Below are 17,474 nucleotides of genomic sequence, written 5' to 3'. Positions count from 1 at the left end.
GTCTCCGTTACAGGACCTTGGCTTCGGTCTTGAGCTTCTCGACCAGCGTCTTCACGTCCGGCACCGTAATGCCTGCGCTGCGCTTGGGCGGCTCGACGACCTTCAGCGTCTTCAGTCGCGGCGCGACATCCACGCCGAGGTCGGCCGGCTTCACGACCGTCAGCGGCTTCTTCTTCGCCTTCATGATGTTGGGCAGCGTCACATAACGCGGCTCGTTCAGGCGCAGGTCGGTGGTGATGACAGCGGGCAGCTTCAACGACAGCGTTTCCGCGCCGCCGTCGACTTCGCGCGACACGGCGGCTTTGCCGTCGGCCACGACGACCTTCGATGCAAACGTCGCTTGCGGCAAGCCTGCCAGCGCGGCGAGCATCTGTCCGGTCTGGTTAGAGTCGTCGTCGATTGCTTGTTTGCCGAGGATGACGAGTTCGGGCTTTTCCTGATCGACCAATGCCTTGAGCAGTTTGGCGACGGCAAGCGGCTGCAACTCATCCGCGGACTCGACGAGAATGGCGCGATCCGCGCCGATTGCAAGCGCCGTGCGCAGCGTTTCCTGGCATTGCGTGACGCCGCACGACACGGCGATCACTTCGGTTGCCACGCCCCCTTCCTTCAGACGCACCGCCTCTTCCACGGCGATTTCGTCGAACGGGTTCATGGACATCTTCACGTTGGCGATATCGACACCCGTGTTGTCCGACTTCACCCGGACCTTCACGTTGTAGTCGACCACGCGTTTGACACATACCAGCACTTTCACTGTTCTCTCCGTCTTTCATCACCAGCGCAACCTCACGAAAACATCGACAATGTCTGCTTAGCCGAACGTTTCGATTACTGATGACACATATAGCCTACGCGGCGAATCTATGACCCAAATCAATATTAGTGGCCGTCTTCGCAGCACGAATCGCGCTGTCGACATCTGGTGCGCTTGCGATATGCTGCCGGTCGATTCGGACAAGCCACCTGTTTGATTCAAACCTGAACGTTATTCTCCGTTCTTCCAACATCTCGGAGAACCATCGCCACAATGCGGCGTCATCGCTATTCGCCAGTAACGCCGCCTTTTCGCGTGCATGTTCAAACACTTTCATCACTTTCCACCCAATAGTTTGCTATCGAAGTGCTGAAGAAATTTCAGCCCGTGACGTTGAGTCTTGCACTCGCCAGCGTTTCCCTTCAGCGAATCCTTTTCGTGGGGTGCAGACGCCTTCTAAACACCGGCGCTGCGACCTAGATACGCAGACTCATACAACGTTGTCAATTGGATTTTCCGCATCACTGTTCAGGAACGTGCAAGAACTGCCTGCAAAAAGCCTTGCGTGCGTTTCTCGGACGGCTTAGTGAAGATTGTTGTGGGAGGACCAAACTCGACAATCCCTCCATGATCCATCATGACTACAACGTCAGCCACCTCGCGTGCAAATTCCATTTCGTGAGTCACAACAACCATGGTCATACCTTCGCTCGCTAGAAGTTTCATTACCTGCAAGACTTCTCCAACAAGCTCAGGATCAAGCGCTGAGGTTGGTTCGTCGAACAACATTACACGAGGTTCCATTGCGAGCGCCCGTGCGATAGCTACACGTTGCTTTTGTCCGCCCGACAAGCTTGCAGGCATCGCATTGGCTTTGTGCCCCAATCCCACCTTCTCTAGCAATACTTTTGCATGCGATTCTGCGGCGCTTCGGCTAAAACGCCGCAACTTTCGTGGCCCGAGCGTGATGTTCTGCAATACAGAAAGGTGTGGAAACAGGTTGAACGACTGAAATACCATTCCAACCTCTTGACGCAAAGCGTTGCACTTGGCGTCCTCTAGCATTCGACCTTCACGAAACAAGGTGCGTCCGCATATATCGATTCGCCCTCCTTCGGGATGTTCTAGACCGTTGCAGCATCGCAAAAAGGTACTCTTGCCTGATCCGCTGGGTCCGATAACAACCACTACTTGTGAGGGAAAAACGTCAAAATCTATCCCGTTTAAAACGAGGTGCGCACCAAATGACTTACGCAGACCCCGAATGCTTAAAATTGCCGGCGGATGTATATTCATTGTCGTCATTGCACCGTCCCTCCTGCCCGAACTCGCACTTCCAACCTGCCGAGTAGAAATGTCGTGAGGCCGGTCAGAACAAGATAGATGAACGCAACCGCCAAATAAACGTCTAATGACCGATAAGACACGCTGATGATTTTTTGACCCTCGTGCATTAAATCGTGAATCGTTAGCAAAGAGACAAGCGCAGAATTTTTGATAAGGGCAACAAATTCATTACCCATAGGAGGGATCATGCGCACGACTGCTTGGGGAAGAATGACATTGAGCATAGCTTGGCCTGCCGAAAGCCCGATGGATCTCGCCGCTTCTGTCTGGCCTCTGTCGACCGAACGAAGCGCTCCTCGTACAATTTCCGATACGTAGGCCGCTTCGTATAGGCCAAGCCCGATCACCCCGCACACGAACGCCGGGAGCATTATCCCAAGCTGAGGCAGGCCAAAGAAAAGTAGGAAGAGTTGCACAAGAAGGGGCGTACCCCGGATAACCGCTAGATACGCAGTGCATACACCATAAATGATGCGGTGGCGTCTATTAAGCCGCCCAATGCCGATAAGTAATCCAAGCAGGCAAGCCAACAGCAACGAGGCCGCTGTGATCTCCACGGTGACGATAGCACCCTGGAGCAGCTGAGGCCAACCTGCCCACACAGGGGAGAGATCGAGATTCATATTGTGAGGCCGCCTGTATAAGGGTTAGTGAGCAGCGCTGAACCACTTCTTTAGGATCGCAGCATAAGTGCCATCGGCTTTCAGCTTCGCAAGCGCGCCGTTCAGAGCATTGCGCAGATCTGAATCGTCTTTACGTAGCGCTATGCCGTATTCTTCGGTGCTAAGTTGCTGGTCGAGAACGCGCATGCCGGGCCGGGTCTGTGCATAGTAGTACGCTGCGGGTTTGCCGGTCACGACACCATCCGCACGCCCAATCTGCACAAGATTGAACATCTCGTCGTTCTTTTCCACTTCCACACGCTGGATTAACGGATACCTGTCCTGAAGGAATGCGACTGACTTTGTCGCAACCTGAACAGTGACTTTCTTGTGGTCTAGATCCGCCAACCTCTTGATGCTGCTGCCCTCTTTCACCATCGCGACGAGGCCCCCTGCGAAAGTCGGGTCTGTAAAACTCACAACCTTACGACGCTCCTCAGTAATATAGACGGGTATGGCCATATCAAACCTGTGTGCGATGATCCCAGGAATGAGACCTTTGAAATCAATGTCGACCCATTCGATACGCCGATTTAGCACTTTGCCGATTGCCTCGACTAAATCGACGTCAAAACCCACACGCTTTCCGTCCTTGATAAATTCCATTGGAGGAAAAGTGGCGTCAGTGCCGACCTGAAGCACCGCGCTCTGCGCGTGAGCGTTATTGAAGAAGCAAGAAGTGACGAAGATGGCCGCCACTGAGATGCAGCGCAAGATTTTCATGGACAGTTCCCCAAGCACAAGTTCAACTAGCCGCGCGACGCGCGTGCGGCTTTGGCGATAAAACGAACTATCGACTATTCAAGCACGTACACTGGTGTCTGGCGTCGCAGTCTGCCCAGTCCAGTTCGACGAAAAGCGCTTTTGCAAAGACTGACCGACGTGCATGGGCGCAAACTTTGGTGCTTCGCCAGGTGCTACGCAGTTGGGCAGGCACTCCACCACGGTGTCGAAATCAGGAATTGCGAAGAATGGCGCCGAGTAGCGCTCTTTTCCGCTATGGTTGTAGACCCTGTGCATGGTCGACGCGAAGCGGTCGTTGGTCCATCTCGCCATCATGTTGCCGATGTTAATCAGGAATGTCCCCGGAATCGGCCGTGCATCGACCCATTTATCTCCGCTTTGAACTTGAATTCCCCCCACGTCATCCTGTGCCAGAATCGTGAAGCTTGTATCATCCGTGTGAGGGCGGATTCCATAATCTGTATCGAGCTTCGGTTCCTGTGGGGGATAATGCAACAAGCTGATCTGCGTGATGGGTTTGCGATAATACTTCGCGAAGTGATCCTCGGGTAGGTCAAGGGCGAGAGCAAATGCGCGAAGCAGACGACCACTCAGCTTTTCCATTTCACCGAAATAATCAAGCAGGGTCAGTCGCCACATTGCAGGAACGACCGTGTTGTTTGGCCATTTGTTGAGCCTGTGAACTCTGTTCCCGTCAACGATGTCGGGATCATTAGCCTCGAGTTCCCGCTGGAATTTGAACGCCTCATTCAAATCGGGAGAAGTTGCGTTAGCGTACTGTTTCGCTCCGAACGCCTGGTAGCCCCGATTCCACTCTGGCGTAGACTGCAGATCGTGGTCCAGCTTGACAGCTTCAGGCAGCGCGAAGAACTCTTTCGCCGCTCCGAACAGTCGATCGATCTTCTCTTGTGGGACGCCGTGATCAGACAAATACATAAAACCTACTTTCTCACAGGCTTCTTGGATCTTTTGAGCAACTCGCATGCGGCCGGCTGAGTCGTCATCCTTGAAATCCGCGAATGAAATCACTGGAACCGACTGGAAATCTTCTGGCGACCTAGAGTTTTTCATTTAAAGGGCTCCTACTTTTGTTAAAGAGATTAGTAAACTAAACAAAGCGGCGCGCGCCGGACGCTAAGAGACGTCGTGCAACGTCCCCTCCTAATGCGTCAGCGGCTGTGAAATCAGGATCGAACACTGTCTGATGAGCACGGATCAATTTAACCGGTTGAACTGTCGCATCGCCCCATGCTGCTTCTAGCGATAGCGTGCGCCCCGCCCATTGCGCATGTGCCGCCAAAGGCATCGAGCAATTCCCACCAAGCGCTTGATTGACAGCACGTTCGGCTGTCGCACAGATCCAAGACTGCCGATCAGACAAAGGTGCTAGTGCGTTCCTTAGATCCGCCCGATCGCTTCGAATCTCCACCGCTAGCGCGCCCTGCCCTCCAGGGGGCAACATGCGCTCAGTAGAAAAGATCTCCCGGATACGGTGATGAAGGCCGAGACGCTGAAGCCCGACTGCAGCCAGTACGATCGCGTCGTAGTCTTCGTGGTCTAAGTTGCGTAAGCGGGTTTCAACGTTTCCACGCAATGGCACGATTTTGAGGTCGGGACGCAATGCGCGTAACAGTACCTCTCGGCGGAGACTAGAAGTTCCAACCCGAGCTCCACCCGGAAGATCGTCTAGTGAGCCAAAGTAATTGGAGATTAATGCGTCTCGAGGGTCATCCCGTTGTGTTACGCAAGCAAGTTCGAAACCCTCCGGGAATTCCATCGGCACATCTTTTAAGGAATGCACTGCCAGGTCGGCCCGTCCCTCGGTCAGCGCTGCTTCAAGCTCTTTGATGAAGAGCGCTTTTCCACCGACCTTGCTTAGTGTTCGATCGAGAATCTTGTCGCCCCGAGTTGTGATACCCAACAACTCTACATTCCACCCTAGCGATACGAGCCGTGCTCGTACGTAATCCGCCTGCCACAGCGCTAACCGACTCTCACGCGTAGCGATAGTGATCTTCTTCATGGGATATTTCCACTTGATTGCGGCGCAAAGCGATCGTTTCCGCGTGTCAGACGGGAAAATCTTCGATCCGTTGGTAGTGAACGAGTGCTTGCGCACTGGGCACTACAGTTTAGAGAAGCACCTCTCGAGCAATGATGTTTCGCTGGACCTCAGAAGACCCTTCATAGACTCTAAGGATGCGTGCGTCCCGTACGTATCGTTCTAGCGGCAACTCGCGCGTGTAGCCATACCCGCCGTGGATTTGCAGCGCATGGTCAGTAACGAAAGCAACCATTTCAGAAGCGTGTAGCTTGGCCATGGCAGATTGCATGGTGAATGGGAGTCCTGCCTCACGAAGTGCCAAAGCTTGCATCGTCATTCCCCATGAGGCCTCCAATCGAACCGTCATATCCGCAAGCATCCATTGGATGCCCTGCTTCGCGGCGAGCGGCTCGCCGCGCACTTTCCGGTCCTTTGCCCAACTGATCGATGCACTTAGCGCAGCCTCTGCGATACCCAGCGAAGTCGCCGCAACATCGAGACGGCTGTTGTCCAGCACTTTCATCGCAGTCTTGAATCCCGTACCTTCATCGCCTAATCGGTAAGTGGCGGGGATGCATACGCTCTCGAAAGAAACTTCGAACGCATGCGCGCCATGAATTCCCATAAGCTTCTCGTGCGTGGAGACCTTTACACCTTCCGTACTCGTTGGAACAACAAAGGCGCTGACACCTCGTGCTCCGGCATCTGGATTAGTCTTAGCGAAGACCACCAACAAGTCCGCTTCTCCAGCGTTAGATATGAAATGTTTAACGCCATTTAAAATGTAATTGTTTCCTTGGCGTATCGCCTTGGTCCTCAAGTCAGCGGGATTGGAACCGCCGCCCGGTTCTGTAAGCGCAAATCCCGCGAGCCACTCGCCTTGACCGCATTTCGGTAACCAATGATCGCGCTGCGCATCACTGCCTCCCAACAGAATGGCATCGGTGCCAAGATAGTGCGCGCCGATCATGGATGAGGTGGCGGCACAGGCTTGTGATATTGCGGCCAAGGAAAGCAGCATCGCGGTTGGCGAGACCCCGGGGCCGCCGAAGGACTCGGGTAGGTTCATTCCCATGACGCCGAGCGCGGCGAGCCCATGAAGATGACATGTCGCGGACGTTTCAAACTCGTCGATTTCCCGTGCGCGCGGCGCGATCACATCCTGGGCAAAGCGGTCGACGGCAGTGGCGATCGCGTAGTCATCGTCCTTTATGCCAAAACGTTGTGTGATCATTTGATTCACTCCTGAGAGGTAGATGCTTGGCGACCTAAAATGCCCGCCGCTTTCAGTCTTTTTATTTGATCTTCCGGTATGCCAAGCATCGAAAGAATTTCATCGGTGTGCTCACCCAGTCGTGGAGCACGTATGGCGCGATTGCCGGCGGCCCCGCTAAAGCGAATGGGTTGAGTCGGTAGCCGGAGACCTGGGAGAGCGGAATCGTCCACGGGTCTAAGCAGTTCGCGGGCGGCGGCTTGCGGTGACTCAAGTGCCTCTGCAATATTGCAGATCGACGCATTTGGAAGGCCACTTTGCTCGAGGCGGTCCACGACAGTACTTACAGGGAGGTCGGCTGCCCAGGCCTCGATATAAGCTCTCAAAGCCGGTTCGTTGGCAGATCTCAACTCATCGCTGGCAAAGCGCGGATCGCATGAAATTTGCGGTTTGCCAATGGTTTCCGCCAAAGTCACAAAGAGGCGCTCATTGAGCACCGCCAGGGCGAAATGCCCGTCGCGTGCCTTGAAAACGCCGAATGGCGCGGACGTCGGGTGGCGATTTCCAACGCGAGTCGGTACCTTGCCCGTGAATAGGTAGCGTGATACGGAAGTGGTGAGAAAAGCGAGAGTAGTGTCAAACATCGCGACATCGACATGTTGACCTTCGCCACTGCGTTGTGACTGCAGAATGGCCGCTAACGTCCCCCACGAAGCAAATAAACCAGCTACCACGTCCGATACTGCCTCGCCCACAAGCGTAGGCGGCCCATTTGGATCCCCAGTTGATTCCATCAAGCCGCTCATGGCCTGCATAACAATGTCGTACGCTGGGCGATGCGCAAGCGGGCCTGTTTGTCCGAAGCCCGAGATACTGACATAGATAAGCTTGGGGTTAAGCTCCCGGAGAGCAAGCGGTCCGACGCCAAGCCGCTCGGCTACGCCAGGACGAAAGTTCTCCACGATCACGTCCATACTCTCGGCAAGCTGTCGCACGATGCCCACCGCCTCCGGCGACTTCAGGTCGAGGACCAAGCTCTTTTTGTTTCGGTTGACGACGTTGAAGAGCGCGCTCTCACCGTTACGCATCGGACCAATGGCCCTGTAGTCGTCGCCCTGCGGGGGCTCGATCTTAATGACATCTGCCCCGAGGTCTGCCAACAGGGCTGTCGACAAAGGGCCAGAAAGGACACGGGTCAGGTCTAGTATGCGCAGACCGTCAAGGGGAAGCGAAGAAATCTTAGTCACTGCTGGTCCTGTGCGAGCATCAATAAAATGAATGCTCGGACAACCAAAAATCAAAATAAAGAATTTGTTTCTGATAGTCTGGATCAAAATAGTTGATTTAAAGTCCACCCAAGGTGGTTGGCGACTTGCAGACCATGTCGGAACGCGCTCAGTCTTTTTTTAGGTACTTCGCCACGTAATGATCCATATCAATTTGCGTCAGCTTGAATACTTCGTTGCGGCCGCGCGTCATGGCGGTGCGGCCTCAGCAGCCAAGTCTCTGAACGTTTCGCAACCGTCGATTTCGAAGGCTATCGCTGACCTTGAGGAGTTGTGGGGCGAACCCTTATTTGTGCGCTTGCACGCGCGCGGACTGGCGCTGACCTCAGCCGGCGCGGCTCGGCACCGAGAGGCGCACGCGCTACTCGCTCAAGCGCGAATACTGGAGGGTCCGCGTTTGACCGAACTATCCGGATTGCTTCGTGTAGGGTGTCTTTCTACTTTCGCCCCTCGTTGGCTGCCCAGCATTTTGTCGCGGCTGCGCGCAGAGCACCCGTTAATCGAAGTGGAGCTGCATGAAGCAAGTACAGAAGAGCTCGTGCGGATGCTTGAGCGAGGAGCTCTCGATGTCGCGTTGTTGTACGACTTGGGATTGGGACGTCCGGGAGTATCCATGGAACATGTGGCAGATTTGACGCCGTATGTTTTGTTGCCGACGAATCATCGGCTGGCCTCTCGAGCAAGCTTGCCCTTAAACGCCTTAGCGAATGAGCCTCTAGTGCTAATCAATTTGCAACATAGCCGAGAGTATTTCCTTTCCCTTTTCCGAGACGCTGGAGTTACGCCCACTATTGCGTATGAGACAGGGTCACTCGAGATGGTCCGGTCGCTGGTCGCAAACGGGCTTGGCGTTTCGCTATTAACGACGCGACCGACCGTAGATCGTAGCCAAGACGGTCGCCGTATCGCATGTCGACGCTTGCATGGACGTGTGACAACACAGGCTATCGTGATCGCTCAGCCTGCACAAAACAGCTTTCATAGCGCGCTTGCCCCTCCGTTTGCTGTGATCGTTCATGACGTGTTTCAAAGCTTAAAGCAGAGCGACAGCGTTGTTGGGAAATCGCCTTCAAGAGCATCGAAGCAAGCTTAAACGCACAGGCGAACACGACTATCGCCTAGACCAATGACCGAAAAGGAGACTTCATAAGGAAAACGAAAAACCTGGAGGCGGACGGCACGAGGTTCGACAATCTCTTGCGCGGCTCATGCGCGAATGGGCGACGACGTCAATTTAGTGCTGATCGCGGGTGTCACGTGGTGCCCGCAGTTTTCTTAGGCGAAAGCGGACCTCGTTTGACTATGATTTCTCGCGGATCGTCCGTCCGCTTACCCCGGCGGATTCAGCCGGTCGATGCAATAGCATGATGGAATCTTTCAGCTGGTGTCTCGTAATCCAGCGTTTTCCGGGGCCGCTCGTTCAGCCTTCTCGCCACAGCATTGAGTTTGGCCTGCGTATAAGCCGATAGATCGATGCCTTTTGGGAAGTACTGTCTCAACAGCCCGTTCGTTTTCTCGTTAGAGCCGCGTTGCCACGGATGTCTAGGGTCACAGAAATACACGGCGATGTCTGTGGCAATGGTGAACCGTTTGTGCCCCGCCATCTCGGTGCCTCGATCCCAGGTAAGCGATTTGTAGAGCTCTTGCGGAAGCTTGCCGGCGTGTTTGATGAGCGCCTTAGCCACAGTTTCACTGTCCTTGCTGTCAATCTTGACTAGCATCACATAGCGTGTGTGTCGCTCGACAAGCGTAGCAATTTGACTGTTACCGCTGCCGCACAGAAGGTCGCCTTCCCAGTGCCCCGGAACGGCGCGGTCTTCAACCGTGGCGGGACGTTCACTGATCGAAACAGCATCGCGGATACGCCCGTGATCTTCGGTCTTCTGCGTGTGATGACGTGAGCGACGCATGGCACGGGTGCGCCGCAGGTGCTCCAGCAACTCTTTTTTCAGCGCGCCGCGTGCTTGAATAAAGAGCGTCCGATAGATCGTTTCGTGAGACACGTGGAAACCCTCGTTGCCCGGCCATGTTCGCTTTAGCCATCCGGCGACCTGCTGCGGCGACCATTCCAGTTGCAGCTTTGCTGCCACAAGTTTTGCCAGCACTGGTGTCGCGACAAGTTTGCATGTCTTTGGGCGCAGCGCCCGCTGCCAGGCAAGCTCATCAGCGGAGTCGGCCCGATAGCCTTTCTCGCCGCTGTTGCGCTTGATTTCGCGGCAGATCGTAGACGGCGCTCGCGACAGGCGCTGTGCGATCGACTGAATTGACTCATCCGCTGCGAGACCTCTTGAGATTTCTTCGCGCTCGGCAAGCGTGAGCGACCGCTTCGATCGCCGTCGCAGTGGAGGCTGGATGCCTCCAGTTTGCGCCAGTATTCCCGCTACGGATGAATGGTTACGATCGAATAGCTGCGCAATATGCTGCAGCGACTCACCCGCACGCCAGCGCTCCCACATTAGCGCCTTCTGACTCTCACTGTAATAAATTCGGCGTCTCTGTTTCATCGCAACACTCCCGCCGCTCACATGGCGTTATTGTGTTGCATCGACCGGTTGAATCCGCCTCTAATACATGTCGTTGGAACAACGAGGGCTCGACCGTCAGCTACGGGTCTGAGGCGGCGCTCGTCTGCGCACGCCTATGAATCTTCGACGATCGCGTATCGCGCGGTCCGCTATGTGATCAGCAACGGTCGATCGGACTTCGACGTCGGAATCATGCAAGTAAACTTTATGTGGGAGTCGCTAGTGCAGGAGGGGCCGGGCTCAGCACCCGCAGACCGTATTAAATCTATCGCAGTTGCGCCGGAAAAGCGTGACTCGCATGCGCGGCCGGCCCCAAGAGGTTGCTCGGCCCTGCCCAACACGGCGCCGACTATTGCGAAATGATTTTGGCGCTTGCGAGGGCCACCGCCCCTGGCCGTCGGCAATCGGCCCACGATGAGTCGTTCGCCCATAGGCACTATCAGACATTCGTGCGACCGCTTCGCTCAGGTAACGGACGTCATCAGCAGACATTCTGATGCTTTAGTACTACCCGATGCCCCCGTTTAGATTTGTTCGACGCCTGCCCTCGACCAAAGGCTCACGAGCCAACGACAACGCGTGTGGGCAGGCGTTGAATACGGTTTCAAACATCCGGGACTATTTTCATGCCGTCGATGGCCGCTTCCACCAGCGCGCGCGCGTCGCCGAAGTCCGGTGCCGCGCGCGCTACGCTATCCAGCCGGTGGTCGACCAGCAAGGTCGCGAGTCCGTGTACGTAGGCCCACGCAGCGGTAATGGCGATCGCCTGAGCGGTGCCGATTCCGGCGAATGGTCCCGCTTCCTGCTGAGGTTTCGTCACCGCGTCGAATACACCTGCCAACGCACGCGCAGAGATCTGCCGCGCTTCGACGAGCGATCGTCGCTCGGAATCCAGCAGTTCGTTGCGGGACATGAGTCTGAAGAGGTCTGGATGTCCGATCGCAAAGTCGATGTAGCCGTGCGCGGTCGCCTTGCGCCTCGGCTTGCCTGGCGCTGCGCTCCGCGCCTGTTCCTCTATCTCGTTGGCAAGCCGTCTGTGCCCGGCCGCGGCCAGCTCGCTCAGCACTCCTGCGGTATCGCCGAAATGGTGTTGAGGGGCTGTGTGCGATACGCCGGCCTCCCGGGCAATCGCGCGAAGCGTTAGCCCACGCAGCCCGTCCCGTTTCAATACGGTCTCGGCCGCCTGCAACATGGCTTCGGGTAGCGAACCGTGATGATAGGGACGTGCCTTGTCAGCACGGCGAGGACGGGCGCCAGCCGAGGCGGCGCGGGATGCGATTGACTCAGTCATTCAGCTTTTGAATGTTTCCAGTGTAAAAATATATTGACGGATTTTTCGTGTCCAGTCAAAATCTTTCCATCGGAAACATTAATGACATCATCGTCGGTTGTGAATCAACGGAGGTTGACATGGGAATTTTGCTGGCCTTTTCGCCGTTCCTGGCATTCGTAGTTATCGAGCGCACAATTGGCGTGCCGGCGGGCCTCGCAGCCGGCGCAATCGTATCCGCGCTACTGCTGTTGCGGGACATGGTGAGCCCCACGCGAAAGGTAAAGGTGCTCGAAATCGGCAACTTCATTCTGTTCGCTGGATTGACGCTTATCGCGCTGTTGCCAGGCGCGACGGAATGGTCGATTGCCGCGGTCCGCCTGCGTGTGGACACCGGTCTGCTGCTGATCGTCCTCGCGTCGATCGCGATGCGACGTCCATTCACGCTGCAATACGCCCGAGAAGAGGTGTCATCCGATCTATGGGAGAGCCCGGCGTTCATGCGGACCAACTACGTGATTACGGCTGCATGGGCTGCGGCGTTCGCCATCATGGTGATCGCTGATGTCGCGCTGACGTATCTGCCCGCGTTGCCCCGCTCAGTCTCGATCGTCGCGACGGTGTTGGCGCTGGTGGGAGCGGTCAAGTTCACGGGCTGGTATCCAGAGCGGGAACGTAACGCCGTCCCGGGCCGTTAATCAAATGGGAAAATACGACATGACAAAAGATAGGCTGAGCCGGCGCGCATTCCTTTCGGTCGGGGTCGGCTTGATGGCTGCCGGAAGTCTTGGGACACCGCCAGCGTTCGCAACAACCTCCGATGCCGGGGGCGAACCGCCCGTTGGGGCACCTTGGCACAGCGACAATCCGGCGTTAAGCGGCGCATTCGAGCCGGTATTCGATGAGCGCGACGACGCAGACCTGCAGGTTCGGGGCGAGATTCCCGCCGGCCTGAACGGCGTGTTCATGCGCAACGGGCCGAATCCGCGCTTTGAACCCGATGCGCACTATGCGTATCCGTTCGACGGTACTGGCATGATCCACGCGATATTTCTCGAGGACGGACGTGCGCGATACCGAAACCGCTGGGTCGCAACTGATGAGTTGCGTGCGGAACAGCGGGCCGGACACCGGCTCTACAATTCGACGTTCAGTCCGCCGCCGCACGCGAATCTCGCGAATACGAACATCATTCATCACGGCGGCCGGTATCTGGCGCTGTACGAGGGTGGCAAGCCGTATGAGCTTGATAGTGGCATCGGCACGTTGGGGCGGTTCGATTACCAGGGCAATTTGCCTGGCGTGATGTCCGCGCATCCGAAAACCGATCCGGTCACCGGCGAATTGCTGGCGGTTTCATACGCCCTGAGCAACGGCATGTTGACTTACATGCGGGCGAGCCGGTCCGGACAGATCGATCGCGTCGTTCCTTTCCAGGCACCGTGGGCGGCTATCGTGCATGATGTCGCGCTGACCCACAGGCATCTGGTCGTGTTCGTGTGTCCGTTCGTCTTCGATTGGTCGCGGCACGGCCCTCCTGGATTGTGGGAGCCGGAGCGCGGCGCCAAGGTTGCGCTGATTCCGCGCGACGCGCAGCGCGCGGAGCAGATCCGCTGGATCGATGCACCGCCGTTCTTCCACTGGCATACGATCAATGCATTTGCGGACGGCGATCGGATCGAAGCTGTCCTGCCGTGGTATGACTCTTTCTCTTTGACGGGCCATTCGAAGCGGCTGGAGCTTCACCGGCTGGTAATCGACATTGCCAGGGGCGTAGTGCACGACGAGGCGATCGACGACCAGCCGTGCGAGTTCGGACGGGTCAACGACGCGTATCTTGGACGACGCGCGCGGTACGGATACGTAGGGCTGCGCATGCCGCGGCCCGGCGAAACGCGGCAGATCGGTGCGTTCGAGGCAATCGCACGCTACGATCTCGTCACCGGAAGCAAGACGATCCACCAATTCGCGCCCAGCGAGACGGTTTCTGAACCGGTGTTTGTTGCTAACCCGCACGGCCGGCGTGAAGAGGACGGGTTCATCGTGACGTTCGTACATGAGCTGGGTAGCAGCGCCGGACGTTTCGTGATTCTCGACGCGCGGCAGCTCGATCGCGAACCGCTCGCCGTGATCGAACTGCCTCGGCGCGTGCCGGCCGGGCTGCATGGATCGTGGATTCCTGCGTCATTGGCCTGACCCAAGCTGTCTTTTTCGAACCCGATGCACAGCGACGGGCAGGACATACTTGCGAGGAAAACGACGATGACCACAACACTGCGCCGTGAGGGTGTGATCTACGCATTGCACCATATTGGCATCCCCACTACGGAGCGGCGGCCGGGGGAACGATATGCTGCGAAGCCTTGGAGACGGGCTTTGCCACCTGAGGAGTATTGACGGAGTACGAGACCTAGCCACGCTGCGAGATGACGGCCGTTGGAGAACTGTTTTGCATCGCCGATGGCGCCTACGATTGCGGTTGCAGTGAGCGGACCTACGCCTTCGACCGCCGTGATCTTGCGGCATAACGCCGAGTTCTTCACGAAGTCCTTTATCGCAATCTCGAAACATTGATCTCCACTTTCTTCAGCCTACCTCAGACATATGCGACTCCACGATCGGGCAGGTAAGAATCGCCAGTACATCGCGGATGCCATGGCTGTAGTGAGTCCACGCGCCGGCGTTGATCAGGACGGCGTCACAGCGCTCCTCAAAGGCTTGGTGAATGCGCTCGCACATGGCTCCTTCGCTGTTTGTCTGAAACGAGTCCAGCTGTACGCCGAGTTCGGCGCCGAGAGCCTGCAAACGCCCGTCAATTTCAGCCAGCGTGATCGTTCCGTACTGCACTGGATCGCGCTTGCCGAACATGTTGTGGTTAATACCGTGAAGCATCAGAAACTTTTTCATTCGTCTCTGGCGCAGTTATTCAGCAGCCTGCGCTGAGCCCCATTTACGGCGTCACGGTTTCCACAGCGCGAACACGCCCTGCGAGAGTTCCTGCTTGAGAAAATCGATGCAGACACGCACCTTGGCCGACTGCGCCGCGCGTGCCGCGGACATCGCCCAGACGTCCGCTGGCTGCTCCCACGCGGGCAGCACACGCTCGAGCAAGCCTTCCGCAAGCGCCTGTGCCACGTACGACTGCCCGACCATCACAATGCCGTGACCATCGCGGGCCCAGCGCAGCACCACGTCGCTGTGATTCGACGCAAGCGGCCCTGTGACCTTCACCGTGCTCCAGCCACCCAGGCCGAGCAGACGCCACACGCCGAACGGCTCGTCGCGCTCGCGAAAGACGAGACAATCGTGCTGCGCGAGATCGTCGACGCTCTTCGGTCGGCCGTGCGCGTCGAGGTAAGCGGGCGCCGCGCACAGCACGCGCGGGCTGACGGCAATGTGATGCGCGATCAGCCCCGGTTCCTGTATCGCGCCCACCCGGATGTCGAGATCGAAACCCTCGTCGACGAGATTGACGCGGCGATCGACTAGTTCCAGCCAGATTTCGAGCTCTGGATAGCGCTTCTTCATTAACGACACGATGGGCGCAATGTGACTGCGCCCGAGGCGCTGGCTCGAACTGATGCGCAGCGACCCCTTGGGATTTACCCGCATACTGGACAGGTCGTCGCGCATCGCATCGACATCCTGCAGGATGGCGCGCGCCCATCGATTGACCGTTTCGCCATCGGTCGTGAGCGACACGCGGCGCGTCGTGCGGTGCAGCAGCCTCACGCCAAGGGTCTTTTCAAGCAAGGCAATGCGCTTACTGACGTGCGTTTGCGAATTGCCGAACTCGTGTGCGGCCGCCACGAAACTCAACCGGCGCGCGACTTCGCAGAACAGGCGGAGATCGCCGAGTATCGGTTCATTAAGCATGATCTGGTGATTATGGAGTGCCGGATCAAATAATAATAGTTTGAATCAGCGATAGTAACCTCCGATCATGCTTTGAAACGGAGACAAGCATGATCAATGGCAATACCGGACTCATCGCCCACATCGGCTATCCGACGCACGCCTTCAAGTCGCCGATGATCTACAACCCGTACTTCGAACACGCCGGCGTAAATGCCGTCGTCGTGCCGATGGGCTGCAAGCCCCAGCATTACCCGGCTTTCCTTCAGTCGATCTTCACGCTCGATAACATTCGTGGCGCGCTCGTCACGATGCCACACAAGGTGACCACGGTCGGCTTGCTCGACGAAGCCACGCCCATGGTGAAGATCACCGGATCGTGCAATGCAGTGCGGCGGACAAAGGACGGGCGGCTCCTCGGCGACATGTTCGATGGCGAGGGCTTCGTGCGCGGCGTGCGCCGCAAGGGGTGCAAGCTCGAAGGCGCGCGAGTGCTGGTCGTCGGCTGCGGTGGCGTGGGATCCGCGATCGCTGCGTCGCTGGCTGCGGCGGGCGTGGCCTGGCTCGGGCTCTTTGATGCGCGCGACGAATCGGCGCAAGGACTCAAGGCGCGTCTCACGACCCATTACCCGAGGCTCGAAGTCACGACGGGCAGCAACGAACCGGCCGGCTACGACCTCGTCGTGAACGCGACACCGATGGGCATGAACGACGGCGATCCGTTACCGGTCGACGTGACGCGCATCGCGCCCGAGACCTTCGTCGGCGAAGTCGTGATGAAGACCGAAATGACGGCGTTTCTCAAGGCCGTGCAGGCGCGCGGTTGCCGTTTCCAGGTCGGCTCCGACATGCTCTTCGAGCAGATCCCCGCTTACCTCGAATTCTTCGGCTTTCCGACAACGACGCCGGAAGTGCTGCGCTCGGTCGCGAAGCTGAGCTATTGAATCCATCGGAAATCAAGGAAACAACATGACGACGACACCCCAGTTCGGCTGGTGCGGACCGCTGCAAAACGCGGCATTGATGAAAGAGGCCGGGCTCGACTACATCGAGGCGCAACTTGTGCCGATGAAACTCGAAGACGACGCGGCGTTCGGTGACGCCAAGGCGCGCATCGGCGATTTGCCCTTGCCCGCGCTTGCGTTCAGCTATCTCTTTCCGCACGATGCGCGCATCGTCGGCCCAGAGAAGGACGAGCGCCGCAATCGCGCGTACTTCGATCGCGTGGCGGAAGTGCTGACGCTGGCGCGCGCGCGCGTCGTCGTGCTCGGTAGCGGCTGGACGCGCAATATCCCGGAAGGCTGGACTCAGGCTCAAGCCGAAGATGAATTCCTGACGACGCTCGCATGGTGCGCCGATGCACTGCGGGGCAGCGGCGCCACGCTGGTGATCGAGCCGCTGAATCGCAGGGAGTCGAATCTGGTAAATAGCGTCGCCGATGGCGCGCGGCTTGCAAAAGCGCTGAACCGGAGTGAAGTGCGTGGCCTTGCAGACTTTTATCACATGGACGAAGAAGCCGAGCCGCTCGATGCAGTGCGCGAGCACTGCGCATGGCTCGCGCACATTCATCTGGCCGACACGGGACGGCTGAATCCGGGCACGGGATCTTATGACTACCCGGCGTTTTTCGGGCATCTCAAAATGAGCGGCTATCAGGGCCTGCTCAGTGCCGAATGCGGTTTCAAAGGTGAACCGCTGGCATCGATGCGCGAAAGCGCGGCATTCCTGCGCGCGGCGTGGAACGCCGCATAAGGTTTGCCAATTCAACAAG

Annotated in this window: 16 protein-coding genes and 2 pseudogenes; 5 read left to right on the top strand and 13 right to left on the bottom strand. The window is 57.3% G+C overall.

The features are described 5' to 3' along the window. Positions 1-7 precede the first annotated feature (7 nt). From ACYQ47_RS17150 to ACYQ47_RS17115, 8 genes are all read right to left on the bottom strand, one after another. Entirely contained in the window at positions 8-757 is a 750-nt protein-coding gene (locus ACYQ47_RS17150) for an electron transfer flavoprotein subunit beta/FixA family protein (protein ID WP_459906119.1), read from the bottom strand. Positions 758-1,285: 528 nt separating this feature from the next. Then, complete coding sequence (locus ACYQ47_RS17145; protein ID WP_459906118.1) at positions 1,286-2,062, bottom strand: amino acid ABC transporter ATP-binding protein; 777 nt, start codon at positions 2,060-2,062, stop codon at positions 1,286-1,288. Further along, complete coding sequence (locus ACYQ47_RS17140) at positions 2,059-2,727, bottom strand: amino acid ABC transporter permease (RefSeq protein ID WP_459906117.1); 669 nt, start codon at positions 2,725-2,727, stop codon at positions 2,059-2,061. The genes ACYQ47_RS17145 and ACYQ47_RS17140 overlap by 4 nt, the downstream gene beginning before the upstream one ends. Before the next feature lie 24 nt (positions 2,728-2,751). Continuing rightward, a complete protein-coding gene (locus tag ACYQ47_RS17135) occupies positions 2,752-3,489 on the bottom strand; it encodes a transporter substrate-binding domain-containing protein (RefSeq protein WP_459906116.1) in 738 nt (245 codons plus the stop codon). Positions 3,490-3,567: 78 nt separating this feature from the next. Then, positions 3,568-4,581, bottom strand: a complete 1,014-nt coding sequence (locus ACYQ47_RS17130; protein ID WP_459906115.1) for an isopenicillin N synthase family dioxygenase — start codon at positions 4,579-4,581, stop codon at positions 3,568-3,570. 37 nt (positions 4,582-4,618) lie between these two features. Beyond that, a complete protein-coding gene (hemC, locus tag ACYQ47_RS17125) occupies positions 4,619-5,533 on the bottom strand; it encodes a hydroxymethylbilane synthase (protein WP_459906114.1) in 915 nt (304 codons plus the stop codon). Between the two features lie 109 nt (positions 5,534-5,642). After that, complete coding sequence (locus tag ACYQ47_RS17120) at positions 5,643-6,788, bottom strand: acyl-CoA dehydrogenase family protein (RefSeq protein WP_459906113.1); 1,146 nt, start codon at positions 6,786-6,788, stop codon at positions 5,643-5,645. Between the two features lie 5 nt (positions 6,789-6,793). Then, the gene (locus ACYQ47_RS17115) at positions 6,794-8,038 is read right to left on the bottom strand and encodes a CaiB/BaiF CoA transferase family protein (RefSeq protein ID WP_459906508.1); all 1,245 of its coding nucleotides are present in this window, start codon (positions 8,036-8,038) and stop codon (positions 6,794-6,796) included. Between the two features lie 154 nt (positions 8,039-8,192). Here ACYQ47_RS17115 and ACYQ47_RS17110 point away from each other — a divergent pair, with 154 nt between their 5' ends. Continuing rightward, positions 8,193-9,146: a LysR substrate-binding domain-containing protein gene (locus tag ACYQ47_RS17110; RefSeq protein ID WP_459906112.1), complete on the top strand. Its 954-nt coding sequence runs from the start codon at positions 8,193-8,195 to the stop codon at positions 9,144-9,146. Between the two features lie 250 nt (positions 9,147-9,396). On the opposite strand, the gene ACYQ47_RS17105 is transcribed toward ACYQ47_RS17110, so the two are convergent. Beyond that, positions 9,397-10,557, bottom strand: a complete 1,161-nt coding sequence (locus tag ACYQ47_RS17105) for an IS30 family transposase (RefSeq protein ID WP_459906111.1) — start codon at positions 10,555-10,557, stop codon at positions 9,397-9,399. A gap of 625 nt (positions 10,558-11,182) precedes the next feature. Beyond that, positions 11,183-11,770, bottom strand: a complete 588-nt coding sequence (locus tag ACYQ47_RS17100) for a TetR/AcrR family transcriptional regulator (protein ID WP_459905950.1) — start codon at positions 11,768-11,770, stop codon at positions 11,183-11,185. A gap of 146 nt (positions 11,771-11,916) precedes the next feature. Here ACYQ47_RS17100 and ACYQ47_RS17095 point away from each other — a divergent pair, with 146 nt between their 5' ends. Further along, complete coding sequence (locus ACYQ47_RS17095; protein ID WP_459905951.1) at positions 11,917-12,546, top strand: hypothetical protein; 630 nt, start codon at positions 11,917-11,919, stop codon at positions 12,544-12,546. A 4-nt stretch (positions 12,547-12,550) separates the two neighbouring features. Further along, on the top strand, positions 12,551-14,044 hold the full coding sequence (locus ACYQ47_RS17090; protein WP_459906110.1) for a carotenoid oxygenase family protein: 1,494 nt from the start codon (positions 12,551-12,553) through the stop codon (positions 14,042-14,044). Positions 14,045-14,142: 98 nt separating this feature from the next. Here ACYQ47_RS17090 and ACYQ47_RS17085 read toward each other — a convergent pair. The 3 genes and pseudogenes from ACYQ47_RS17085 to ACYQ47_RS17075 all read right to left on the bottom strand — a co-directional run. After that, a pseudogene (locus ACYQ47_RS17085) lies at positions 14,143-14,388 on the bottom strand (transposase); the annotation flags it as partial. 52 nt (positions 14,389-14,440) lie between these two features. Further along, a pseudogene (locus tag ACYQ47_RS17080) lies at positions 14,441-14,755 on the bottom strand (type II 3-dehydroquinate dehydratase); the annotation flags it as partial. Between the two features lie 51 nt (positions 14,756-14,806). Further along, the gene (locus tag ACYQ47_RS17075; RefSeq protein WP_459906109.1) at positions 14,807-15,724 is read right to left on the bottom strand and encodes a LysR family transcriptional regulator; all 918 of its coding nucleotides are present in this window, start codon (positions 15,722-15,724) and stop codon (positions 14,807-14,809) included. Between the two features lie 89 nt (positions 15,725-15,813). On the opposite strand from ACYQ47_RS17075, the gene ACYQ47_RS17070 reads away from it, so the two are divergent. Then, positions 15,814-16,647: a shikimate dehydrogenase family protein gene (locus ACYQ47_RS17070; protein WP_459906108.1), complete on the top strand. Its 834-nt coding sequence runs from the start codon at positions 15,814-15,816 to the stop codon at positions 16,645-16,647. A 25-nt stretch (positions 16,648-16,672) separates the two neighbouring features. Further along, positions 16,673-17,455 (top strand): sugar phosphate isomerase/epimerase family protein, encoded by a 783-nt coding sequence (locus ACYQ47_RS17065; RefSeq protein WP_459906107.1) that lies wholly within the window; start codon positions 16,673-16,675, stop codon positions 17,453-17,455. The last annotated feature ends 19 nt before the right edge of the window (positions 17,456-17,474 follow it).

This window comes from Caballeronia sp. HLA56, assembly GCF_054655155.1.
This window is presented reverse-complemented; position numbering and strand designations above follow the sequence as displayed.